Origin of the sequence: uncultured Thiothrix sp. (assembly GCF_937873765.1) — a bacterium.
Lineage (GTDB): Bacteria > Pseudomonadota > Gammaproteobacteria > Thiotrichales > Thiotrichaceae > Thiolinea.
Map to the genome: position 1 here is coordinate 1 of NZ_CALMZC010000050.1, position 22927 is coordinate 22927.

Consider the following 22927-nt stretch of genomic DNA (forward strand, 5'->3'; position numbering starts at 1 on the left):
TCGCTTAAGTTACTACCGCTTTAGTGGCTCTTCAACTCCTCTGGTGCATGACCTAAAATATATATAGTTTTTATACCACGAACAGTTGAGACTGAAAGTGAGACTGGACTAGCTTACTTTCCAGACAGAGCTAGCAATGAATGTTGGGCTGAGGTTTATTCTGGTGGTAGAAGTTTAGCTGAACCAGACTGGACTTCTTTTCTTATAGCCCATGAAATAGCCCATTGCTTTAGTTTTTATAATATCCATCACAGCTCGTATAATGTATTCGAACGTAATTTCGATAGAGATGAATGGAGAGAAGAAAGTGTGGCTGACTGGCTTGCTAACATTATCTACCCTAAAGCTAACTATGAGTTTAGACATACTCAAAAATTTGACTTAACTTCAAGAGACTTCAAACAGCCTTATAAGGCTAATTGGTTATTTTCTGAGTATGCGAGGAAACATGGGGATTACGCCACTGTGCGCTTTGCAAAAGATATACTCGATCATCAAAGAATTCAACAGTTAAGCCAGTTTCTAGCACGCACAGATTATAATACTTTATTTCATGATAGCTATTTAGGTTTATTAGATCATAATCTACCTGACTTAGGCGGAGGATTAATTACTAAAAGCGCAGAAGCTATTACTGAGTTGCCTAGTATACAATTAGATGATTCTCGTCAACAGATCTTAATACCACAATTACCACAAGGACGACTAAATATTATTAGCGTAACTTTGCCAGCTTCTAAAATCATTAAATTTAATTCTTTAGCTGACCCAAGTGTTCAACTTACTATTGAACCCTCACCTTCACAGCGCTTCCGCCCCACAGAAACAGAGCAATGGCTGAAGTCACAATGTAATCGAGAGCAGAGTATTAAACTATATCTTACTCATTTAAATGAGCAGGATTTGAGAAAAATCCCCTTATCTTATGAGGTAAAGCCTGATGAAGCTTGTACTTGTGATTTTAAAAAACCTATTATTGATAAATGTTTGATTGGCTCATGGCAACTTGATAATAAGCATTTAGTTGACTATATTTTAAACTACCCAAACACTCCACCTGATTTAAAAATAGAAAACTATGAAGATAGCCAGATTACTACTACATTTACTCAACAAGGCCTAGGAAGCAGCGACGATACTGTGAGTTATAAATTTACGTCAGGTTTTGGTCTTGATATGTCAATACTTTCGTCTTCGGTATCAAGTGAAAAGTTTGCATATACAACTAGATCTACCAATGGAACCACAATAATGTGTACTAAAATACTTGACTCAACGCTTAAGGGCAGCATGACTCTTCTTCCTAGTGGAGTATCAGAACCCATGAAGAACTTTCCTGATATAGGTCATATTGAGGACAATATAGCTTACTCCTGTAAAGGCAATGAACTCATGTTTTTAGCTCCACCCCCACTACCTTCTTTTCGTTTTTTACGTACAGGATTTTAGATATTAACTAATACCCATTATTAGCAATAAATGATGCCAAATTAATTAAATTAAAGTAGGCATAACGAGACCGGTTAAGCAAAATTTAACATAGCTAATGCCTTAAAATGCGTCGATAGATTTTATGGTCGATTAATAAAATTCGTCCACCAGTAGGCTGTATCTGAATCGTGCGTGGCTCAAAACCTTGGCTTTCCTCAGGTACTAAAGCTACTTGATAACCGCCCTGCTCACTCATCTCGAAAGCATAGTTGCCATACGCGTAAATATTAGGATAGCCGCTGACTCGAAAACGTCTCTGCTGAAACTCATAAGTTAAAGAGGATCTCACATGAGGCAGTACCCCATCTGAGTAGCGCCATACTCCCTGAATTTCCGGAATACCCCCCGACTCTTCGCTGACCATACTACAAGCGGTGTTCAGCATTAAACAAGCAAGCAGTATGCTTACTCGTTGACTTCCCCTTAACCAATTCATATTTATTGTCTATTCCAGCTTTACAAACAATCGCTTAAGTCTAGTGCAGAACTTGAGAGTTTTGCGAAAAATTCCCAAGCTAACGAACGCTGCTTTTTAGACCCGTGTCGGCAAAGACCTTGTATAGAAAGCCACCAATAACAAGAAGATACCAAAAATATAGTAGACCGTGTAGAAAGGTAGCATTAGCAAAATAATCGAAATGACCAAAGGCGTGAGTAACTCCGACATTTCCCGCCATGTTGAAAACACCATGGTCATTTCAGTACGCTCGTAAGGCTTTACCGTGCGCATAAAAGGTATATTACCGAGGACATCTACAAAAGATGCCCCCCAAGCCCCTGCCCACCACAATACCACACCAATTTTTTGAGCCTCACCCAATAAACCTAAACCTAATAAGGAAGCTCCACATAAAGATAAACCAAAAATCAGCACATTTTTAGTATGAAAACGCTCCGCTAAAGCTCTAACCCAAGGGCTGAAAAATAGCATGGCACAGCCTAAAGATAATAAAGCAGCGCCTACCCATTTAGGTAAACCCGCCTCCACCGCATAAATAGGGCCATAGACATATAAGAGCACCCAAAATACCGAACGGCTTAAAGTAATTAGATAAGAAATACGTAAGAATTTTTGCTTAAAAAAATGCGGGACTAAGATTAAAGGGTGAATGGCTTTGCGTGGTTTAGCAGCAGTTAGAACAGGATTATCACCTAAACGTAGACGCCAGAAGTAAGCCAGCATCACTAGTGCACTAATCATGGAAACTAAGAAGGCGCTGAACGGCATGCCATGTTCCCATAAAAAAATACCTAATAGCGGCCCGACTAACCAAGCAACTCCGTTATACAGCATACGCCGCGATTCAGTGCGTGCAAACTCGAGCTTTTCGATATAGTCCATGACATAGAGCGAAATACATACGGTAAAAATGGAAGCCGCCGCCGAACGCAAACCAATTCCCGTTGCGAATAGCCACCCACTGCCAAAATACATGAGGAGTGATGACACTACGAGCATCACTGCACCTAAGCTTAGCACCCAGCGGCGCTGTAAGAGCTTTTCTAACCGACTAAAATTAAGGGTTATCAATAGGGTAACGAGTGCGGCTACTAAATAAATTTGCGCAACCGCTTCTTTACTACCTAAAGCTTCAAAAGCAATGAGTGGAATAATGCCAACAAGAACTGCACGGGCTAGTCCCTCTAAAGCAGTTAAACGAGCTAAAGCTCCGCCAGTATCGGTGTCTGCCGCTAAGGCAATCACTCCGGACGGACGTGGTGGTAACATAGACGATGCCCCATTTTTGTGAATATTATCTGAAAACGCGCATGGTAACGCTTTCAACGAACACGAGTAAAAGCCTTTATTCTTAAAGATCTTTTAAGCTAACAATTCCATTCCAAGCCGTAGGAACTTGATAAGCACTAGCTTGCATACGTCTTAAAATTAATGAGTAATAATGACTCGGCTGCTGAAGATTTAGTTCCTCTAAATTAGCTTTAGCTAAGTCCCAATCCCCAGCTAAATAGGCTTGAATCGCGGTCTCGTGTTTAACCAATAAAGACTGCTCAGCAGCTAGCTCTGAATTTAAACCCAAGGGCTGATAAATCATGACTGGCTGTTGCCGCCCACGTACACACACATAATCTAACAGGCGAAATTGGATATTGGGGCAAAGCTGCACCGTTTCTAAACTAACCAAGCTTTCGACTTGGTAATATTTAGTTAATTCCTGTAGACGTGAAGCTAAATTGACCGCATCCCCAAGCACCGTATAAGCACGTCGATAACTTGACCCCATATCACCGACAGTCATTTCACCACTATGAATACCAATCCCAGCTTGTACTGTGCTTTGAATCCCCAAGTCATTGAAGCGTGGCTGGATAGCTTTAAGAGTTTTCTGCATCGCGAGCGCAGCCAAAACGGCGTGTTCAGCATGGGACTTATCCGGTAGGGGAGCACCCCAAAACGCCATAATCATATCACCTACATATTTATCGACCGTGCCGTGATATTGAAAAATAATTGAAGTGAGTGGAGTCAAGTAAGTATTAAGGAAAGTTTGTACTTGAGTTGAGGAAAGTTGCTCCGCTAAGGAGGTAAATTGACGAATATCTGAAAACAATACAGTCATCTGGCGACGCTCACTTGCCATACTGGTATTGAGCTGCTTGTTCGCTAACAACTGCTCAATATGTCCAGAAGGCACATATTGGCCAAACATCTCTTGGATTCGCTGCCGCTGTCGATGTTCGTTTAATAAACGCTCTAAGCCGAATAACAAACTTATCGCTAACACTAACAGCAACGGTGGCAATAACGGGGTATTGACCCGCCCATAGCCCCATAACCAGACATTCAAGCTGGTCACCAGAATAACCAACATGCCTCCAAATACTAGCATTCCATAGGGCTGCAGATGTGGATACAACCAGAGCATGGCACTACCCAATAACAACATTTCTAAAATAATGGCTGCATCCAACCACTCTGGAGTAACCGGAATAGTTTCTGGATGTAATAAGGCATAAATCAATGTGGCTTGCGCTTCTACCCCCGGCAAGCCAGACTGAAAAGGTGTCGAGCGTAGATCGGCCAAGCCTTTAGCCGAGGTTCCAATCAAGACAATAGCATCTGCCAAGTGAGCAGATACCGGCTGGCGTAAAATATCGGTAGCAGCGATAAGCTCAAACTGCCCCATTGCCCCCAGAAAAGGAATAATAATTTGCCCAGTAGGATCGGTACGAATGACTTTACCAGCGAATTCAATTTGGGTGATGACTTCAGCGTTGCCTACCCTGTTAGTAGTCAGTTTGATAGGCTGTTCATCCAGCAAATATTGGCGGGTCGCTTGTAAAGCTAGACTCGGATAGAGCTGCTGTTTAAACTCTAAAACTAAAGGCGCTGAGCGAATAACCCCATCATCATCGGGAAAAATATTTAAAAATCCAGTTTGTGCAGCTGCTTCAGCCAATTTAGGCAAATTGGCCGTCACCCCTAACATCACTAAGCTCGTAGGCAAGCTCTTAGCATTAGAGTGCCAATCAATCAGCGCTGGTTTTAATAAACCTTTTTGAAAATTATCGGATTGATGAAATAAATTACCTAGAATCACATTTTTTCCCACTAACACACTTGCTAAGTGCTCATCTCCATCTAATTGCTGGTAGTGCGCTAATAAGCTTGGGTCAAGTTGGCTAAAGCTCGGTAAACGCTGCTTAATTTCATCAAGTGGGTTGATTTCAGGCTCAGGGAAACTCATATCTAAAACGATCACTGCAGCACCCGCCGTATGTAAACGTTCAATCAGACTAGCGAGCTTGTAACGTGGCCACGGCCACTGCCCTTCGGTTTGCAGACTGACTTCATCAATATCAACAATCAGAATGGGAGGATTAGACTCTGGTTGCTGTTGTATGGTTAAACGCATGCGTAAGTCATAGGCTAGCGCTTCCATGCGTTGAAAAACTAAGGGAACTACTGATAGATGCCCTAGGTACATTAAACAACTGATAAGCAGAAGCGCTATGCCAAAACCTAAGACATATAATTCTTGCCCTCGACGCCAGCGCTGTAATAGAGGCTGATACATAGTGATTAAATGACTTAGTTTAACGCTTTAGCAGGCTTAAACCCGTTAGTTATGCACAAGGTTTGAACTTATATTGAGGATTTTACTACTAATTAGCAACTGGCTAATTTCTGTTAGTATAGAGTTTCTAATTTGGTTGCTTATAAAAAAGCAAATACGCTCTACGAGACTACACCTTCCACCTTGGATAAAACGAAGCAAGTTTACTTGAAGGCGAACCCCATTAATGCAGTTTTATATCAATCAGTTAACTCTACCAAAACTTTGCATCACTTGGTGGTTTATTTTTTCCAGCCCAAGCTGCTTGGCAACGTCACCTATAACACTCAATGGTTTACAACAAGCCATAGCCACTGATCAATATGCTCTGGCTTGGGAACAAGCCAAAAAATTAAAAAATCAATACGAAGGCGAGCCAGAATTTGACTATCTCTATGGTTTAGCGGCTCTAGAAACAGGTCATTTCGACTATGCTTTAATGGCTTTAAAACGAGCTGTAATCAATCAACCTAAGCAAGTCCGCCCACACTTAGAATTAGCACGCACTTATCTAGCTTTAGATAATCGAGATTCAGCTATACTTGAATTCAAAATGGCCTTAGAACTAACGATGCCTGCGATAGTCCGTAGCAATGTAGAACAACAACTACAAGCATTAACCTTAGAAACGCCAGATAATAGCCAGAGTAATTGGCACAGCTCGGCCAGTTTTGCTCTAGGACATGACAATAATGTGAATTTAGGGGTGAATAATGCCAGTATCAATTTGCCAATTTTCGGTGGAGTAACTCTCGATAACACTTCCATCAAGCAAGACTCTAGTTTTAGTGAACTAGGAGCGCAATTAAACTATAACCGCATTCAAACTGCTGAGCGCACTTGGTTTGTAACTACTAACTTTAATCATAAACAATACTCACATGCTGTAGCTTATAGCACTAACAGTTTGAATCTGAATGCTGGTCAAGTCTTTCTTAATGGTAAGAAACGGTATCAATTAGGTCTAAATCTGCAAACTTTGAATTTACGTGAACAGAATTACAGTAGCTCACAAACTTTAGAGGCCAGTATTAACTATCAACAAGACTTAGCGAGTTATTGGCAAGCTGCTATCCATTGGAATAATACAGATTATCATAAAGCTAATAACAAAAATCAGAATAACCAAACTTTACAAGTAAATACTCAATATCAATTCAATGCTAATGAACTAGGTCATCAACTAGGGCTTTCCATCAGTCACGAAACTCCAGAAAAAGACAAATTCAAATACCTAAATCGTGATGTAGTTAGCCTCGGTTATGGGGTCAGTAAAACTTGGAATCCCAAACATACTAGTTCCATAGGTATTAATGTACAGCGTCGAGTCAACCAAGATGTTGACCTAACTTACCGAGCTAAACGCAAAGATAGGCGTCTGACTCTACAACTTGCACATCAAATTCAACTAAGCAGTAAAGCAAGCTTTTTTACTAATGCTGGTTATGTTAATAATGCGAGTAATCTAGATCTGTATGATTCAGAAAAAGCCTTTATTAAAACAGGCCTTAATTACCAGTTTTAGCTTCAGGAGCACTTACCCATGCTAAATAAATCTATTGCTAGCTTTCTTTGCTTACTCCTGAGTTCCCCAGTCGTATTGGCTACCACCACTACGAGTGAACACTTAGGTACAACCTTGTTAGCTAAAGGCCGCATTCAAGCCGATCGCTATGGAGCACAAACTGCAATTAAACGCTTAAGCGCTGTGTATCGAGCCGACATTATTCGCTCTGCGCAAGATTCTACAGCCCAATTTCGCATGGTAGACGATGCCTATATTGAATTACATGAAAACTCTGAATTGCGCTTAGAAAAATATCAGCTCAATGCTGATGGCAAGCATGGTAGTGTAATTATGGAATTAATTTCTGGAGGCTTGCGTACTATTTCTGGAGCGATTGGCAAACAAGATAAATCTGAATACCAATTAAAAACTCCGACTGCAACCATTGGAATTCGTGGAACTTTTTATGAAGTTAGCCTTGCTAAAGAGGGTATGTATTTAGCAGCATGGAAAGGTGGTATTAGCGTTAAAACCTATTCAGGGGCTTGTAATTTAATGATTGGCAATGGACAAGCTGCAAATTTTGCCTTTGTTAATCCTAAGGGAGAATGCGAGCTTTTGCAGGAAGCACCTCGGGTCTTTACAGAAAAGAAAACTAAATCTAAGCCAACTGCCACTACAGTAGCTATGTTACCTAAGGAAACTTTCGAGAGCGAAGTGCTAGTAAAACCTAGAGACGGTGAACTACCAGAAGAGCCAATTGACCCTACGACTCTAGCGCGTAAAGCCATTATTATCACCCCTTCAAACGCTGCCGTTAATAAGGGTTCTGCCAGTAAAGACCAGCAAGGCACACCCACTTTAAAATTGAAGAATGAGTATTTGACTACGACGCTCAATCATGTAAAACAAAATGAGCAACCCTTGAATCAGTTTGATGTGAAATGGGGACGTTGGGATGACTACACTGCTCAATCGGGCAGACCCGTGCCTAATGAACAGGGACTGATGTGGATTTCCTACCAAGGCACACCGAAGACTATTTTAGAACAACGTAGTGGCTCAGCTAACTACAACCATATCCTAGCCAGTTCTGTACAAAGCAGTATGGGTTCAGTCAGTCAACTGAAGGTGGGTATGAATATTAACTTCGATAGTGGCAAAGTCACCAATGGACAGATTAGCGCTAATGTACCTGATCATACTTGGCAGGGACAATTTGATGGTCAGCTCAGCTCGGGTGACTTAAGCCTGAACTTCCAAGGTGGTCAATTAACTAACAATACAACACATCAATCCAGTCAAGTGAACGGCTCGATTAGTGGTGATTTTGTTGGTGACAACGGTCAAGGAATTGTGGGTGGCTTCAATATGACGGATAGAAATAATGCGGCTAACCATATCAATGGTGCTTTTCTTATCCAACAGCCAGATGGCAACTAAACTTAGCGTAATAAATCTGAGGAGTAAGCCATGCCTAGCCTAAATCGCACTGATTTTTTACAAGAGATGACGAATAAGAACCTAAGCACCTTCCACGCTAGCCAAGACCCACGTTTAGCAGGCTTAAACTGGTCAAGTTTGGATTTAAATCGTAATGGTGTGCTTAGCAGTACTGAGTTTACTTATCTCTTCACTGCCCTTGATCGCTTCGATGTCAATGGTTCTTCACTCTCATTGGATTTGGGTACGACCAACGCGCCCACAATTGTAGGAAAAATGGTCGCAGCTATCCGCGAATTGGTCACTACAACTTCAACACCCCCAACAAGCACTGGCAATTTAGCAGATAGAGCATTGGCCAAAGCTTTTCCGCGTGGACTCACTAGCAATTTGGTACGTGGATCTTCAGGTACGGAGGTCGTAGCTGTGCAATATGCACTTGGGCGCTTAGGTTTTTTGCGTGGCTTATGTGATGGTAGTTTTGGTGGCATGACAGAGCTTGCAGTCATTAACTTCCAAAACTCCAAAGCTCTAACTGCGACCGGTAGCCTTGATACGTCCACATTAATGGCTTTAGATCGAGCAGTCGCTGCTCTTGATCTGCGTGCACCTGCAGTTAAATCGACTGATCCTTTGGCTTATCTATCTAATTTCCGCGCATTAGGTTTGCCTGTTTTAAGTATTCACAGTACTGCAGAAGTCTTTACATGGGGTAGCCCAGAAATTCGTACTGCCTTTGGTCAGTTTGTGGCCTTTTACTGGGAAGTTATGAAGCGCAATCGGGTAGAGGGCGATTGTAAAAATATTGCTCTCTTCTTCATGGATCAATTCCGCAAGCAACTAAGTGAAGATCGGATGATCAATTTGCCGCATCCAGTATTACGTAGCGCGTTTGCTGAAAAGAAATGGATTATAGCAACCAGTGATAAAACCCAAGGTTTATTTAGCCGCGCTGATAAATTGCTGAGTAGTGAAGGTTTGCGTGTTTCGCGTCCCGGCTATGGGGCGATTGTAAAAGTGCAAGCGCTCGACTCGCAACATTCGATGTTATATGGCGTGAACGTACATTATCCCCAAATCAGTGCCGATCAAGTAGCCAAATCCTGTACGCGCTTATTTGATTGGCGTTCTAGCTACGATAATCGGGGGGATAGCTCCAAGCCTGAGTTGCCTGTTGACCAACTAGCTGCGGGTAATATTATTTTCATCGACCATAGCGGTGACGGAAAATTTGATCATACGGTTACAGTCGTCAAGGTGGAAAAAGATACTGCCGGACATACCCGTAAAATTGTTATGGCAGTAGGTTCTTATGATGATGTACGTGATACCTCTTCCGCCACTAGTGTTGAGGGTGTAGGCTTATCGATTGTAAATACCTATTCTGAAGAAGTGACGGTTGAACTGAATGAAGCAGGCCAGATCACAAGTTCTGAAGTGACTTACTCCTCCGAACCTAGTTATCTTGTTGATACCCGCTACAGTGCCCGCACGACCTTGATGGAACAGAAAGCTGGCGGCAAACTGATTGTAGCTCGCTGGGGCTAAAACATAAAAAGGGGCTTTAAGCCCCTCTCATTGCACTAATCCCCTTACTCAATGGTGTCCAGACTAATAGGACTAAACCACCTGCTACCACGCCAATAAAGGTGCTAAGCAAAGTAGGAGTGATAGCTCCTAGCCCATTACCAAGACCACTGACTTGACGCACAAACGCTGCACCCCCTTCTAAAAACTCATGTGAGTGTGGTAGACCATGCGCCAAAATACTCCCACCCACCATAAACATCGCTAAGGTGCCAACGATAGATAAAGTCTTCATCAGAATCGGTGCAAACGCTAATAAGCCGCGACCTAAGGAACGTTTAAACCCAGCCCAAGTACTTTGCGCGGTATCTTTCAATAAATGTAAACCGACATCATCCAGCTTCACAATCCCAGCCACTAAACCATATACCCCCACCGTCATAATCAGTGCGATGAGCGAGACCACTAAGACTTGCGAGCTAAAAGATGCATCTTTCACTGTGCCCAATGCAATCACAATAATTTCGGCGGAGAGGATAAAATCGGTACGAATCGCACCTTTAATTTTATCTTTCTCAAAATCCACCATATCGACAGCGGGATCAGCTAAAGCTTGTAGCTCTACATGATGGTGTTGCTCTTCCTCAGCTTGATGAAAGATTTTGTGATAGATTTTTTCAAAGCCTTCAAAGCACAGGTAAGCACCACCAATCATTAATAACGGTGTAATTAACCAAGGCGCAATGGCACTAATGGCTAGAGCGGCTGGAACTAAAATCACTTTATTCCAGAACGAGCCTTTCGCTACCGCCCACACCACCGGCAATTCGCGATCGGCATTCACCCCTGCAACTTGCTGAGCATTCAAGGCTAAATCGTCGCCTAACACCCCTGCAGTCTTTTTGGCAGCAACTTTAGCCATGACGGAAACATCATCTAAAATGGCAGCAATATCATCAAAAACAGCTAATAGACTGGCCCCCGCCATAGCGACTCCGAAATTTTATACTTTAAATGTTTATTTAATAGCCGGTGCTGGTGTAGTTTGCAAATTATTAGGCTGATTGGGCGTACCTACCACAGGCTTAGCTTGCACTTTTAGAGCTTCATCAGGCCCATCACAATAGCTCCAAGTTGCTTCCCAACGGGATGGAAAATTCTTATCCAAAAACTTTACATTGAAACGCCCCCAATAAGCTGTCATTTGCCCATTGATACCAGGGCGCTGTGTATCACAAGCTTTCTTCGCGGTATTCTTTGCCCAATATCCCGGATAACTAGTACGATTGCTATAGACTTTCGCTAAACCTAGCACGTAAATCACCCCCGGCTCTTGTTGATTCCCATACGACCACACAGCAGTTGGCCCCATTTCTGCTTCATAGACAACTCGCCCTGAATTACTGTCCCAGACCTCATCAGCCTGTACCTTATTCACCACAGCCAAACTAGCGAGTACGCCTAAACTCACCACAATTTTATTACGCATGATCTACTCCAACTGGTTAACGGAATTTTCCACGACCTAACCAACCAACTACTACTAAGGCAATCGTTAGGATAGGGATTAAGAACCAGTTGCCCCAGCGGATATAGGGAGTACTGCCTTGCATAGGTTGGGCAAACTCTTCAACAACCACTTCTTGATACTGTGGCCCTGTGACAACGATTTTGCCTTTCTCATTAATAATTGCGCTAATGCCATTATTGGTCGCCCGCAACAGATACCGCCCCGTTTCAATAGCTCGGAAGCGCGCTATTTGAGCATGTTGAGCGGGTTCAATCGAGCCAGTGAACCAACCATCATTGCTGACATTGACCAGCATAGTGGCTTCAGGCAAACCAGTAATCATTTCCTCGCCATAAGCATCTTCATAGCACACTGACATACGCATCGGCTGACCTGCAACCTGCAAATTAACTTTACCCTTCCAAGGAGCAACGTTCTCGTAAGGCAAGATAATAAAACTCTCTAGCCAGCGGAGATATTCCAAGAAAGGGGTATATTCACTGAAAGGCACTAAATGCCGCTTACCATACACATCCAAGTCTCGCACTGACATAATCGCGTTATACATATTGTCAGTGGATTGCTCATACTGAAAGCCACCCATTAGCAAGTCGGTTTCCGCGGCATTAAAAGATTCTTGTAAGGGCTTGACTACATCGTCCATCGACTGTTGGAAGGTATCAAAAATCGCTGTTTCCGGCCAAATAATAAGGTGCGAGCTAGTAATCCGCGGCTCCATCATATCAATATGCTTTTGAATATGCTGATTACGAAACTCTGGCAACCATTTTTCTTCTTGTGGAATATTGGCTTGGATCAGACTTACGAATAGCTTCTCACCTACTGGCTGAGTCCAATTAATGAAGCTCAAGCCATAACCACCCGCGAATAGCAAAGCAATCAAAGCAACCGCATAAATTTTCTGTAAGCGCTCGCCGATTAGAATTAAAACTAAAGCACCTGCACCCAACGCTACTAGCCAGCTAACCCCTAAAGAACCAAAGATGGGGGCATAACTAGCTAAAAACGTATCCGTTTGAGTATGCCCCAATTGTAACCAAGGAAAACCGGTTAAGAACCAACCACGAAACCACTCCGTGATACTCCAAGCGGCTGGGAATACCGGTAAGAGCTTCACCCAACTAGCCTGATAGGGAAAAAAGGACACAATCAAACCAAACAACATCAGCATCAAAGCAATGAGCACCACAAAGGCTGCCACCATCGTCGTTGCTAGGAAAACATTTGCACCACCAAAGTAGTGAATACTAAAATAAATCCAGTGTGCGCCCCCTGCAAATAGGCCAAGCCCAAACACCCAAGCAAGGCGTAAGCGTTGCCCACGTAATAGTGGCTTCAGATTTAACCAGAAAAATACAGCGGGTGTTAAGAAGGCCAGCGGCCACCAAGCAAAGGGGGCAAAGGCAAAAACCGACACTAAACCAGCGAGGAAGGCTAGGAAATAATCCCACCAAGAAATTTGGGCGCGAAACGACAACATGCAAGACGCTCAAAAGGAAAAGGCTGGATTATACTCCAGCCTTCTGCTTGTGCCATGCATTTTCTATGCTTTAGGCCAAAGCAACCACTGCATCCGGTAAATTCAGTGCGGCTTGTAGATCATTCAAATACACACGCTCGGCTTCTTGGCTCTTATCTAATAGCAGCGAAGATACCAAATACAGCTCTAAACCTGCCTGCTTATCTCCTTTAGCCAAAGCGGCAACTTCTTTTGCACCCAGAGGTCTAACTAATTCATTCATCAGCAGGTCGTTGACATCTTGCTCGAGATGTAACTCAGCCATTTTATTGCGAATTGTAGCCAGTTCATGCTCATCAACCTGACCATCCGCTTTAGCTGCCGCTACCATGGCTTTTAATAAGACTTCACCAGACAGCAACGGTTGTTTTTCAGGTGCTGGCAAAAGTGTTGGGCTTTGGCTATCCACAGTAGCTGTGGTGGTATTCTCTGTTTGCCAGCGGTTATACATCTGATAAGCCAAGCCACCTAAGGCTGCTAAACTGCCCACTTTTAAACCAACGCCCGTGACTTTACGCCCAGCGCGAGTCCCTAATAAGAGTGCTAACACCCCCGCTGCTGCTGCACCGGTTTTCATGCCTGAAAGCATTGAATCACGTTGCCCACCTTCAGCCGGAATACCCAGCTTCTGTTCAGCCATTGCTTGGCCTTTTTGTGCGGTGTCTTTGCCTGCTTTCAAGAGTTGTTCTAATAAATTATTAATATCCATGCTTTCCTCTCCATTTATTCATTAATAATGGGGTTCGATTCTGTTTGAACCTCTAATAGCAAAATTCGCCGACTATCGCTTTCGAGAATGCGGAATAGCACATCCTCCAACAAGACCTCCTCACCAATGTTTGGGATTTTACCCATCGCCTGCATGACTAAACCAGCTACTGTTTCATAATCGTCTAGTACAAAATTTGTACCTAAGACTTCGTTCAGCTCGTTCACTGTGGTCGTGGCATTGACTAAATAGACATTGGGTGCTTGTTGGCGAATATTCAAGTCCCCTTCGTCATCATGTTCATCATCAATCTCGCCGACGATTTGCTCTAAAACATCTTCAAAGGTTACTAAACCGGTAACCCCTGCATATTCATCTAAGACTACCGCCATGTGACTACGGCTATTACGAAACTCGGCCAATAAGCGATTGAGACGCTGACTTTCCGGCACTAATAAAGCCGGACGCACAATATCATTCATCGCGAAACTATCAGCCCGCCCAATATATTGGAGCAGATCTTTCGCAATCAGAATGCCAACCAGCTCATCCTTACTTTTATTCATGACCGGATAGCGCGAATGCTCAGTTTCAGCAATCGCCGTCAGAATTTCCGGGAAGTTCGCATCATGCTCGATGAAGCTGATTTGTGAACGCGGAATCATAATCTCCCGCACTTGGCGACTACCAAACTCCAAGACACCTTGAATCATTTTGACTTCATCAGTGTGGAGAATGTTTTTATCATTTGCCCGTTGTAAATCATCCATCAACTGGCTAGGCGTTTGGGAAGCCAGATCAAGATGATCAATTAGCCATTGTTTCCATCGCGGTCGCGGTTGGGAACTGGCTAGTTCATTGTTTTTCATGTTACCTATTCGTTAGATTCATAAGGATTGGGCATGCCCAATTGGTTTAAAATTGCTATTTCCCGCGCTTCCATGAGTTCAGCTTCGACTTCACTGTCTTCGTGATCAAAGCCTTGTAAATGCAATAAGCCATGCACAATTAAATGCGCCCAATGATGTTCTAGTAGCTTATTTTGTTCAGCAGCTTCACGTTCCACTACTGGCAAACACAAGACTAAATCCCCCAGATGCCCCAACTCTTCTGCATCTAAAAATTCCAATTCAAGCTCAGACGGCTCATAAGGAAAAGATAAAACATTCGTTGGATAGTCTTTCTGCCGAAAGCTTTGGTTCAACTCTAAACCTTCCTCAGTGCCGACAATGCGAATCACCACACTCGCTTCGTTTTCATCCAACCAAGCAGCACGCGCCCACTGTTCGATTAAGTCATCAGCAGGAATCGAATGAAAGACTTCCGGATTTTGGATTTCGACGACCAAGCTCATGCGCCACCTCGCTGCTGATCATGACGTTCATAAGCAGCTACAATCTTTTGCACCAACTCATGCCGCACCACATCTTGACCTTGGAACCAAGTAAAGCTAATCCCCGGGACATCTTTGAGAATCCCTAGGACATGCTTCAAACCTGAAGTTTGCTGGCGGGGTAAATCAACTTGCGTAATATCTCCAGTAATGACTGCACGCGAGCCGAAACCTAAGCGGGTCAGAAACATTTTCATCTGTTCAACCGTAGTATTTTGCGCCTCGTCTAAAAGAATAAACGCATCATTTAAAGTCCGCCCACGCATATAAGCCAAAGGAGCAACTTCAATCACATTATGCTCAATCAGTCGGTTAACCTTTTCAATACCGAGCATTTCAAATAAAGCGTCATACATGGGGCGTAAATAAGGATCAATCTTTTGTGAGAGATCACCCGGTAAGAAGCCTAGTTTCTCTCCTGCTTCCACGGCGGGTCTGACTAAGACTAAACGCCTAACCTCATCCTGCTCTAAAGCTTCCACGGCACATGCGACTGCTAGCCAAGTTTTCCCTGTACCTGCAGGCCCAATCCCAAAATTCACATCATGATTACGAATATTGTGTACATAACGAGCTTGCGTGAAACCTTTCGGGCGAATGTAGCCACGGCGCGTGCGAATTTTAACCCCATCCTGCCCTGCATAAGCGATTTGCTCTAAATTCGCGTCCTGCATGAATAAATGCAACTTACTGGGATTCAGCGTAGTGTGTGTGGTCTCTTCATAGAGATTTTGTAACAGATTAATCGTTTTTTGGACAATATTCGGATGCCCTGAGACTGCAAATAGATGCCCACGATTATTGATTTCGACGCCCAGCCTAGCTTCAATTTGGCGTAAGTGTTGATCAAACTGGCCACTGAGATTCATTAAACGCTCAGTATCCACTGGATCAAGCTCAAAATGGACGGTGGCTGACTCGCCTTCTTGAGCTTCTTGATTAGCAGTAGTCAAACTAAGTTACTTTCCTATTTTGAAAACTACCATTATAGCTTAATCTCTTAGGCTTAGTATTCTGTCTCTAGGGGCATGCCCCTTACCCTACCGAGTAGCCTATTGCTAAGGAAGCTTTAGCAGATCTCAAGCTTTGTTATTCTCAAGCTAATACTTAAATTTAAAGCAGTAAAAGATTAAGCCATAAACGGAAAAGACCTTAAACCGTTAGGATTCAAGGCTTTATGGATGTACTAGGCTAGGCTAGGCTAGGCTAGGCTAGATTTTAATTTGGTGCCGAGGGCGAGACTCGAACTCGCACACTGTTACCAGCGGCGGATTTTGAATCCGCTGCGTCTACCAATTCCGCCACCCCGGCAAGGTGTAGAGGCGCATATTCTACCAAGTTTTTGCCATTTGGAAAGTATTTTTATGCAGTGTTATCATACATACATGAAACTTAGTGATTTTGATTACCAACTCCCTGCAGAATTAATTGCTTATGAACCATTGACTGAGCGCAGTAGTAGCCGCCTATTAGTGGTTGATGAGGCAACTGAAACTTTTACCGATAAGCATTTTTACGAGTTAAGTCAGTTTTTAAAAACAGGCGACTTGTTGGTGTTTAATAATACAAAAGTCATACCCGCACGCTTATATGGGCAGAAAGCCAGTGGTGGTAAACTCGAAGTACTGATTGAGCGGGTTCAGACCCCCCAACAAGCTTTGGCACATATTCGTGCCAGCAAAGCACCCAAAGCGGGCACTCTGTTAGAATTAGAAGCTTCTTTTCAAGCAACGGTGTTAGGACGTGAAGGTGAATTATTTAAGCTAACTATTTCACCCGAGCAAAACTGGTTTGAGCTGCTCGATAAACATGGTCATATCCCATTGCCTCCTTATATCGAGCGCCCTGACTTAGCTTCGGATCGTGAGCGCTATCAAACGGTCTATGCACAAAAACTTGGAGCAGTGGCAGCGCCAACGGCGGGCTTACATTTCGACGAAGCCTTATTAACTAAATTAGCTGTGCAAGGAATTGAAACCACGACGGTCACCTTGCATGTGGGTGCTGGCACTTTTCAACCTGTACGTACTGAAAATTTGTCGCAGCATAGGATGCATGCCGAGTATGTGGACGTAAGTCAGGAAGCTTGTGATTCTATTCAGGCTTGTAAAGCTCGCGGTGGGCGAGTGGTTGCCGTTGGGACGACTTCTGTGCGCAGTTTAGAAACCGCAGCACAAACGGGTAAAATTCAACCTTATACCGGTGATACCCGATTATTTATTCAATTAGGCTATGAATTTAAAGTTGTAGACCTCTTAATTACTAATTTTCATCTACCGCAATCAACTTTATTGATTTTAGTATCTGCTTTTGCGGGTTATAAGACAATTAAACAAGCTTATCAACATGCTATTAAACAAAATTATCGATTTTTTAGTTATGGTGATGCTATGTTACTCACTCGTCGGAAAACTAGCCGTTTAACTGTCTAAAACTGATATTCATCAATGGTTTTTATGTGACTTTTTTACAACATATAGTATTCTAAACGTCTCTAAGCATACTGTACACTTTTACCGTGTCAGTGTTGGGTTGAAGTGTCACCCGAAGTACCATCATTCTCGATGGTTTTTAAGTTTGATCGAAGATGAAGACTCTCCAAACTAGCGGCCAAGTCTTTGTCATCGGAGGAAACATGAACAAGCAATTACTTAAAAAAATGATCCCTGCTGTCATTGCAGGAGCCTTTCTATTGACAGCCTCGGTTCAAGCATTGGCTGCTCCTTTAACTTTACCCGCAGATAGTTCAAAAATTTACCAAGTTAAGGGTAGAACCCCTGGCAATGTCTTAAAAATGTACAAAAAGCCGGGGGCGGATATTTTAGTCAACATCCCACACAATGCGACTTGGCTGGTACGCCGTAATGCCCAGCAACTAGTAGGTAATGTGCTTTGGGAAAAAGTCAGTTGGGATGATATGACTGGCTGGGTGGAATCCAGTGCTTTAAGTTATGATGCTGAATCCACTAGTATTGCTGCCGCGCGCCGCGCTTGCTTAGTTGACCCCAAAGTTCCACAAGATCAAAAAGTTTGCTGTGGTTATCCTGAAAAAGCCAAAGGCTTACCATTCCGTTCAGTGCCTATTTACTCAGTACGTGGCTTAACTCCCGGTCAAAGCTTAATGATGTATGTAGAAGAAGGTGACAAATCTGCGATTGCTGTGGAAATTCCGCATAATGCGACTTGGATTACCAAAATGGGAAAAGTAGCTAAGGGTGGTGATGTTTCTTTTGAATTAGTGCGTTGGGCTGGCCAAAATGGTTGGGTGAATGCAGCTTACATAACAGAAGATCCAGTAAAAACCAAAGAAGGCGATGCTAAGCGCCGTTTATGTAGTGGTGGTAAAGAACTCTTACCAGCCGCTGCCTCTGACATCGTTTGCTTGCCTGCTTCGGTAATTCGTCGCTTGCGTGAATCTGGTGCATTATCTGATGAAGTTTTACGAAAACTAGCACAACAACCCCCAAAGAAAAACTAAGCTTTTCACTAAAGCTCTAAACAAAAAAGGCATCTTCTAAGGATGCCTTTATTTAGGTTAACTAACCATTTTAAAACTGAATTCTAGAACTGATGCTTTTCGCAAGCACTCAAGGTATTACGCATCAGCATCGCCACAGTCATCGGTCCTACACCACCGGGAACTGGAGTAATCCAAGCAACCCTTTCTTTGGCAGCCTCATAATCTACATCCCCGGACAAGCGCCCTGACTCCAAACGGTTAATACCTACGTCTATCACTACAGCTCCCATTTTAAGCCATTCCGCTTTTACAAAGCCGGGTTTACCGACAGCTACCACTACAATATCGGCTTGAGCAATTAATTCCGGCGTATTGGATGTAAAACGATGGCACACAGTGACCGTCGCACCGACTAATAGCAGTTCTAAAGCCATCGGGCGGCCAACAATATTTGAGGCACCGACTACCACCGCGTGCTTACCTAAACAACTAATCCCTGCGGATTCGAGTAAACGCATCACGCCATACGGGGTACAAGGCCGCAGGCCAGGAATCCGCAACGTTAAACGCCCAACATTGGTCGGATGGAAACCATCTACATCTTTACCCGGATCAATCCGTTCGATCACTAAAGATGTATCAATATGCTCAGGCAGCGGTAATTGAATCAGAATACCATCGACCGTGTGATCCTCATTTAAACGATCTACAATCTTTAAGAGTTCGTACTGAGTGGTCTCGGCTGGCAAATCATACGAACGTGAAATAATACCCACTTCGTCACAAGCACGGCGCTTGTTATTAACATATACATGAGAGGCCGGATCATTGCCGATTAAAATAACCGCCAAGCCCGGTGGACGTTTACCCTGTGCTATTCGCTCTGTAACTCTATTTTTAACTTCTTGGCGAACTTGAGCAGCCACCTGCTTGCCATCAATGATTTTTGCGACCATCGTCCGACCTCTGCACACAAAGAATCGCATCTTCGCATGTCTTAATGGCTGCTGTCACTGTCCATACAAATGACGTTTTAAACCACTGCCATTGAGAATAATGGTGCTGATTTCTTCGATAGAAATATTAGTGGTATCAATATAGGGAATATTTAACTGTTTATAGAGCTTTTCCTGCCAATCAAGCTCGTGCTGGCACTGTGCCACTGAAGCATAACGACTATTTGGACGACGCTCTTGGCGGATAAGATGCAACTGCTCGACATTCAAAGTTAAGCCAAACAATTTATGTTTATACGGCTCCAAAATTTTGGGTAAGCGTAAAACATCCATGTCTTCTTCAGTGAGTGGATAGTTAGCAGCGGAAATACCATATTGCAGGGCTAGATATAAACAAGTCGGCGTTTTGCCTGAACGCGAAACACCCACCAGAATAATATCTGCTTCATTAAAATTCTTTGCAGATACCCCATCATCATTGCTCAAAGTATAATTAATCGCCGCAATCCGATTAAAATAAGAAGAATTGTTTTGCAATCCATGTGAACGCCCCACCGCATGGGCCGAAGGTTGCTGCAGCTCTTGCTCCATTGAACCGATGAAAGTACCAAAAAAGTCATAAATCATACAGTTAGCTTGAGCTATGACTGCACGAATATCATCATCCACTAATGTACTAAAGATTAAGGGTCGACAACCATCGCGCTCGGCAGCGGCGTTAATACGTGCTGCTAAGTCGTTGGCTTTGGCTAACGAATCGAGGAAGGGAACATTAATTTTATTCCAGTCAATACCATCAAATTGGGTCAGCAGACTGTGACCCAAAGTTTCTGCGGTAATACCAGTACGGTCAGACAAATAGTAAACCGTACGTTTTTGCCTGCTCATACTGAACTCCTTAACTAATTAGTGCTTTTCAAGACTGGCTAAATGCAACCAAGTATTGACAACGGTATCGGGATTCAAGGAAATACTACTGATCCCTTGCTCATGTAACCAAGCTGCAAAATCAGGGTAATCAGAGGGGCCTTGACCACAAATACCAACATATTTTCCTTGTTTTTTACAAGCTGCAATCGCCATGCTCAAAAGCTTTTTCACTGCGGGATTACGCTCATCAAACAGATGCGCAATTAAGCCAGAATCACGATCTAAGCCTAAAGATAGCTGAGTCATATCATTAGAACCAATTGAGAAACCATCGAAATATTCTAAGAATTCTTCCGCCAAAACAGCATTGGATGGAATCTCGCACATCATAATTAAGCGTAAATCATTTTCACCGCGCTTAATCCCTTGCGAGGCCAAGAGCTCGGTCACTTGCTGAGCCTCTTCCAAAGTACGGCAGAAAGGAATCATGACCTCAACATTGGTCAGCCCCATCTCGTTACGGACTTTACGTAAAGCTTGGCATTCCAGCTCAAAACAACTGCGGAAATCAGTCGATAAATAACGCGAAACTCCACGATAACCAATCATAGGGTTTTCTTCATGCGGCTCGTAACGATCACCCGCTAATAAATTCGCATATTCATTCGATTTGAAATCGGACATGCGCACAATCACTTTATGCGGATGGAAAGCAGCCGCTAAAGTCGCAATACCTTCCACTAACTTTTCCACATAAAAATCGACCGGACTTGAATAGCCCGCAATTTTCTTACCGATTTTTGTTTTGAGTTCTTCTGGCAAGAGATCGAACTCCATCAACGCTTTCGGATGAATCCCAATTGTATTGTTAATGATGAACTCTAAACGCGCTAAACCCACACCTTCATTTGGCAAACGCGAGAAAGAGAAGGAACGCTCAGGATTGCCCACATTCATCATGATCTTGACAGACAAATCAGGCAAATTGCCGGTATCTGCGGTCATCCGCTCAAAACCAAGCAAACCTGCATAAATGAAGCCCGTATCACCTTCGGCACAAGACACCGTGACTTCATCACCATTGGCAATCAAATCGGTTGCATTCCCACATCCAACCACCGCAGGAATGCCCATTTCACGGGCAATAATGGCCGCGTGACAAGTACGCCCACCACGATTAGTCACGATGGCAGAAGCACGCTTCATGATCGGTTCCCAATCAGGATCGGTCATATCAGTAACCAGCACATCCCCTTCTTGGACTTCATGCATTTGCGCGATGCTCATGATGATGCGCGCTTTACCTTGGCCAATTTTCTGTCCAATCGCACGCCCCTCCGCAATTACTTCACCTCTACTAGCTAATTGATAGCGCTCAACCACAGTAGTTTTGGCACGGCTTTCTACGGTTTCAGGACGGGCTTGTACAATGTACAGCTTGCCATCGCCACCATCTAAAGCCCACTCGATATCCATTGGGCGACCATAGTGCTTTTCAATGATTAATGCTTGGCGAGCTAAAGATTCAACTTGTGCATCGGTCAAGCAGAATCTTTGCCGACGGTTATCATCTACCTTACGAGTTAAGGTGGCTTTATTATGTGCACCACCTTGAATGTCATAGATCATCTCAAGCGCTTTTTCACCTAACCGCCGTGATAAAATGGCAGGGCGATTAGCGGCTAAATTCGGCTTATAGACATAAAACTCATCAGGATTAACCGCACCCTGTACCACGGTTTCACCTAAACCATATGCACCCGTGATAAAGACTGCATCGCGGAAACCAGATTCGGTATCTAAAGTGAACATGACACCGCTCGCACCAATATCGCTGCGTGCCATTTTTTGAATACCAGCTGATAAGAACACCTTGTCATGCTCAAAATGCTGATGCACCCGATAAGCAATTGCACGGTCATTGTATAAAGACGCGAAAACTTCTTTAATCGCTGCAATGACATTATCTAAGCCACACACATTTAGGAAAGTTTCTTGTTGGCCCGCAAAGGAAGCATCCGGTAAATCCTCGGCAGTCGCCGAGGAGCGCACTGCGAAGGAAGCCGTATCCCCTGAACCTTCTGCTAGTTTTTGATAAGCTTCGGTCACAGCGCTTAATAGGGCTTGTGGTAAGGGCGCATCCATTAACCAACCACGAATCGTTTTTCCCGCATGGGTTAAAGCATTGATATCATCGACATTTAGAGTAGCTAGGAGCTGATTAATACGCGTATCTAAGCCATCGTATTGTAGAAAATCACGATAGGCATCCGTAGTAGTCGCAAAGCCGCCGGGAACGCTAACACCCCTATTCGCTAAATTACTTATCATTTCCCCGAGTGACGCATTCTTGCCCCCTACAGTATTGACGTCATGCATGCCTAGTTGATCAAACCACAAAATATAATCAGCCATTATAAAACTCCCAAAAGATTAAAATTTGGC

The 22927-nt window shown here is 43.5% G+C and carries 19 protein-coding genes and 1 tRNA gene; 6 read left to right on the forward strand and 14 right to left on the reverse strand.

The annotated features are described in order from the left end of the window. The first annotated feature begins 309 nt into the window (after window positions 1–309). Entirely contained in the window at window positions 310–1449 is a 1140-nt protein-coding gene (locus tag Q0307_RS14260; protein WP_298661478.1) for a hypothetical protein, read from the forward strand. A 94-nt stretch (window positions 1450–1543) separates the two neighbouring features. Here Q0307_RS14260 and Q0307_RS14265 read toward each other — a convergent pair whose 3' ends face one another. The 3 genes from Q0307_RS14265 to Q0307_RS14275 all read right to left on the reverse strand — a co-directional run bounded on the left by Q0307_RS14265 (window position 1544) and on the right by Q0307_RS14275 (window position 5528). Next, on the reverse strand, window positions 1544–1927 hold the full coding sequence (locus Q0307_RS14265; protein ID WP_298661479.1) for a hypothetical protein: 384 nt from the start codon (window positions 1925–1927) through the stop codon (window positions 1544–1546). Between the two features lie 96 nt (window positions 1928–2023). After that, the gene (locus Q0307_RS14270; protein WP_298661480.1) at window positions 2024–3220 is read right to left on the reverse strand and encodes an MFS transporter; all 1197 of its coding nucleotides are present in this window, start codon (window positions 3218–3220) and stop codon (window positions 2024–2026) included. Between the two features lie 82 nt (window positions 3221–3302). Further along, entirely contained in the window at window positions 3303–5528 is a 2226-nt protein-coding gene (locus tag Q0307_RS14275; RefSeq protein ID WP_298661481.1) for a CHASE2 domain-containing protein, read from the reverse strand. A 226-nt stretch (window positions 5529–5754) separates the two neighbouring features. Here Q0307_RS14275 and Q0307_RS14280 point away from each other — a divergent pair, with 226 nt between their 5' ends. From Q0307_RS14280 to Q0307_RS14290, 3 genes are read left to right on the forward strand one after another with little or no spacing between them, the layout of a single operon-like run. Beyond that, on the forward strand, window positions 5755–7092 hold the full coding sequence (locus tag Q0307_RS14280; RefSeq protein ID WP_298661482.1) for a hypothetical protein: 1338 nt from the start codon (window positions 5755–5757) through the stop codon (window positions 7090–7092). A gap of 18 nt (window positions 7093–7110) precedes the next feature. Beyond that, a complete protein-coding gene (locus Q0307_RS14285) occupies window positions 7111–8517 on the forward strand; it encodes a FecR family protein (protein WP_298661483.1) in 1407 nt (468 codons plus the stop codon). Between the two features lie 30 nt (window positions 8518–8547). Further along, entirely contained in the window at window positions 8548–10065 is a 1518-nt protein-coding gene (locus Q0307_RS14290; RefSeq protein WP_298661484.1) for a peptidoglycan-binding domain-containing protein, read from the forward strand. A 16-nt stretch (window positions 10066–10081) separates the two neighbouring features. On the opposite strand, the gene Q0307_RS14295 is transcribed toward Q0307_RS14290, so the two are convergent. The 8 genes from Q0307_RS14295 to Q0307_RS14330 form a co-directional block, all read right to left on the reverse strand. After that, window positions 10082–11032 carry a DUF808 domain-containing protein gene (locus Q0307_RS14295; protein WP_298661485.1) on the reverse strand — a complete coding sequence of 317 codons (951 nt, stop codon included), beginning with the start codon at window positions 11030–11032 and terminating at the stop codon, window positions 10082–10084. A gap of 30 nt (window positions 11033–11062) precedes the next feature. After that, on the reverse strand, window positions 11063–11533 hold the full coding sequence (locus tag Q0307_RS14300; protein WP_298661486.1) for a hypothetical protein: 471 nt from the start codon (window positions 11531–11533) through the stop codon (window positions 11063–11065). Window positions 11534–11549: 16 nt separating this feature from the next. Next, the gene (gene lnt, locus Q0307_RS14305) at window positions 11550–13055 is read right to left on the reverse strand and encodes an apolipoprotein N-acyltransferase (RefSeq protein ID WP_298661487.1); all 1506 of its coding nucleotides are present in this window, start codon (window positions 13053–13055) and stop codon (window positions 11550–11552) included. A gap of 70 nt (window positions 13056–13125) precedes the next feature. Further along, complete coding sequence (locus tag Q0307_RS14310) at window positions 13126–13803, reverse strand: DUF533 domain-containing protein (protein WP_298661488.1); 678 nt, start codon at window positions 13801–13803, stop codon at window positions 13126–13128. Between the two features lie 14 nt (window positions 13804–13817). Beyond that, window positions 13818–14672 (reverse strand): transporter associated domain-containing protein, encoded by an 855-nt coding sequence (locus Q0307_RS14315; RefSeq protein ID WP_298661489.1) that lies wholly within the window; start codon window positions 14670–14672, stop codon window positions 13818–13820. 5 nt (window positions 14673–14677) lie between these two features. Further along, window positions 14678–15157: an rRNA maturation RNase YbeY gene (gene ybeY, locus Q0307_RS14320; RefSeq protein WP_298661490.1), complete on the reverse strand. Its 480-nt coding sequence runs from the start codon at window positions 15155–15157 to the stop codon at window positions 14678–14680. Then, on the reverse strand, window positions 15154–16065 hold the full coding sequence (locus Q0307_RS14325; protein WP_298661556.1) for a PhoH family protein: 912 nt from the start codon (window positions 16063–16065) through the stop codon (window positions 15154–15156). Before Q0307_RS14325 ends, ybeY begins: the two co-directional genes overlap by 4 nt. A gap of 355 nt (window positions 16066–16420) precedes the next feature. Continuing rightward, a tRNA-Leu gene (locus Q0307_RS14330) sits at window positions 16421–16507 on the reverse strand. 74 nt (window positions 16508–16581) lie between these two features. Between Q0307_RS14330 and queA the strand changes: the two genes are divergently transcribed. Next, complete coding sequence (queA, locus tag Q0307_RS14335) at window positions 16582–17628, forward strand: tRNA preQ1(34) S-adenosylmethionine ribosyltransferase-isomerase QueA (protein WP_298661491.1); 1047 nt, start codon at window positions 16582–16584, stop codon at window positions 17626–17628. 203 nt (window positions 17629–17831) lie between these two features. After that, entirely contained in the window at window positions 17832–18674 is an 843-nt protein-coding gene (locus tag Q0307_RS14340; RefSeq protein ID WP_298661492.1) for a hypothetical protein, read from the forward strand. A gap of 83 nt (window positions 18675–18757) precedes the next feature. Here the strand turns inward: Q0307_RS14340 and folD are convergent, their stop codons facing one another. The 3 genes from folD to ppsA are packed head-to-tail and all read right to left on the reverse strand — an operon-like array spanning window position 18758 to window position 22897. After that, window positions 18758–19612 (reverse strand): bifunctional methylenetetrahydrofolate dehydrogenase/methenyltetrahydrofolate cyclohydrolase FolD, encoded by an 855-nt coding sequence (folD, locus tag Q0307_RS14345; RefSeq protein WP_298661493.1) that lies wholly within the window; start codon window positions 19610–19612, stop codon window positions 18758–18760. 54 nt (window positions 19613–19666) lie between these two features. Then, complete coding sequence (locus Q0307_RS14350; RefSeq protein ID WP_298661494.1) at window positions 19667–20500, reverse strand: pyruvate, water dikinase regulatory protein; 834 nt, start codon at window positions 20498–20500, stop codon at window positions 19667–19669. A gap of 18 nt (window positions 20501–20518) precedes the next feature. Next, the gene (gene ppsA / locus Q0307_RS14355) at window positions 20519–22897 is read right to left on the reverse strand and encodes a phosphoenolpyruvate synthase (protein WP_298661495.1); all 2379 of its coding nucleotides are present in this window, start codon (window positions 22895–22897) and stop codon (window positions 20519–20521) included. Window positions 22898–22927: the final 30 nt, after the last annotated feature.

What these genes read in the sequence shown, in the direction of transcription:
- Q0307_RS14265 (WP_298661479.1), bottom strand. Translation starts at nt 1,927, where the DNA reads ATGAATTGGTTAAGGGGAAGTCAACGAGTAAGCATACTGCTTGCTTGT.
- Q0307_RS14270 (WP_298661480.1), bottom strand. Translation starts at nt 3,220, where the DNA reads ATGTTACCACCACGTCCGTCCGGAGTGATTGCCTTAGCGGCAGACACC.
- Q0307_RS14275 (WP_298661481.1), bottom strand. Translation starts at nt 5,528, where the DNA reads ATGTATCAGCCTCTATTACAGCGCTGGCGTCGAGGGCAAGAATTATAT.
- Q0307_RS14280 (WP_298661482.1), top strand. Translation starts at nt 5,755, where the DNA reads ATGCAGTTTTATATCAATCAGTTAACTCTACCAAAACTTTGCATCACT.
- Q0307_RS14285 (WP_298661483.1), top strand. Translation starts at nt 7,111, where the DNA reads ATGCTAAATAAATCTATTGCTAGCTTTCTTTGCTTACTCCTGAGTTCC.
- Q0307_RS14290 (WP_298661484.1), top strand. Translation starts at nt 8,548, where the DNA reads ATGCCTAGCCTAAATCGCACTGATTTTTTACAAGAGATGACGAATAAG.
- Q0307_RS14295 (WP_298661485.1), bottom strand. Translation starts at nt 11,032, where the DNA reads ATGGCGGGGGCCAGTCTATTAGCTGTTTTTGATGATATTGCTGCCATT.
- Q0307_RS14300 (WP_298661486.1), bottom strand. Translation starts at nt 11,533, where the DNA reads ATGCGTAATAAAATTGTGGTGAGTTTAGGCGTACTCGCTAGTTTGGCT.
- lnt (WP_298661487.1), bottom strand. Translation starts at nt 13,055, where the DNA reads ATGTTGTCGTTTCGCGCCCAAATTTCTTGGTGGGATTATTTCCTAGCC.
- Q0307_RS14310 (WP_298661488.1), bottom strand. Translation starts at nt 13,803, where the DNA reads ATGGATATTAATAATTTATTAGAACAACTCTTGAAAGCAGGCAAAGAC.
- Q0307_RS14315 (WP_298661489.1), bottom strand. Translation starts at nt 14,672, where the DNA reads ATGAAAAACAATGAACTAGCCAGTTCCCAACCGCGACCGCGATGGAAA.
- ybeY (WP_298661490.1), bottom strand. Translation starts at nt 15,157, where the DNA reads ATGAGCTTGGTCGTCGAAATCCAAAATCCGGAAGTCTTTCATTCGATT.
- Q0307_RS14325 (WP_298661556.1), bottom strand. Translation starts at nt 16,065, where the DNA reads ATGAATCTCAGTGGCCAGTTTGATCAACACTTACGCCAAATTGAAGCT.
- queA (WP_298661491.1), top strand. Translation starts at nt 16,582, where the DNA reads ATGAAACTTAGTGATTTTGATTACCAACTCCCTGCAGAATTAATTGCT.
- Q0307_RS14340 (WP_298661492.1), top strand. Translation starts at nt 17,832, where the DNA reads ATGAACAAGCAATTACTTAAAAAAATGATCCCTGCTGTCATTGCAGGA.
- folD (WP_298661493.1), bottom strand. Translation starts at nt 19,612, where the DNA reads ATGGTCGCAAAAATCATTGATGGCAAGCAGGTGGCTGCTCAAGTTCGC.
- Q0307_RS14350 (WP_298661494.1), bottom strand. Translation starts at nt 20,500, where the DNA reads ATGAGCAGGCAAAAACGTACGGTTTACTATTTGTCTGACCGTACTGGT.
- ppsA (WP_298661495.1), bottom strand. Translation starts at nt 22,897, where the DNA reads ATGGCTGATTATATTTTGTGGTTTGATCAACTAGGCATGCATGACGTC.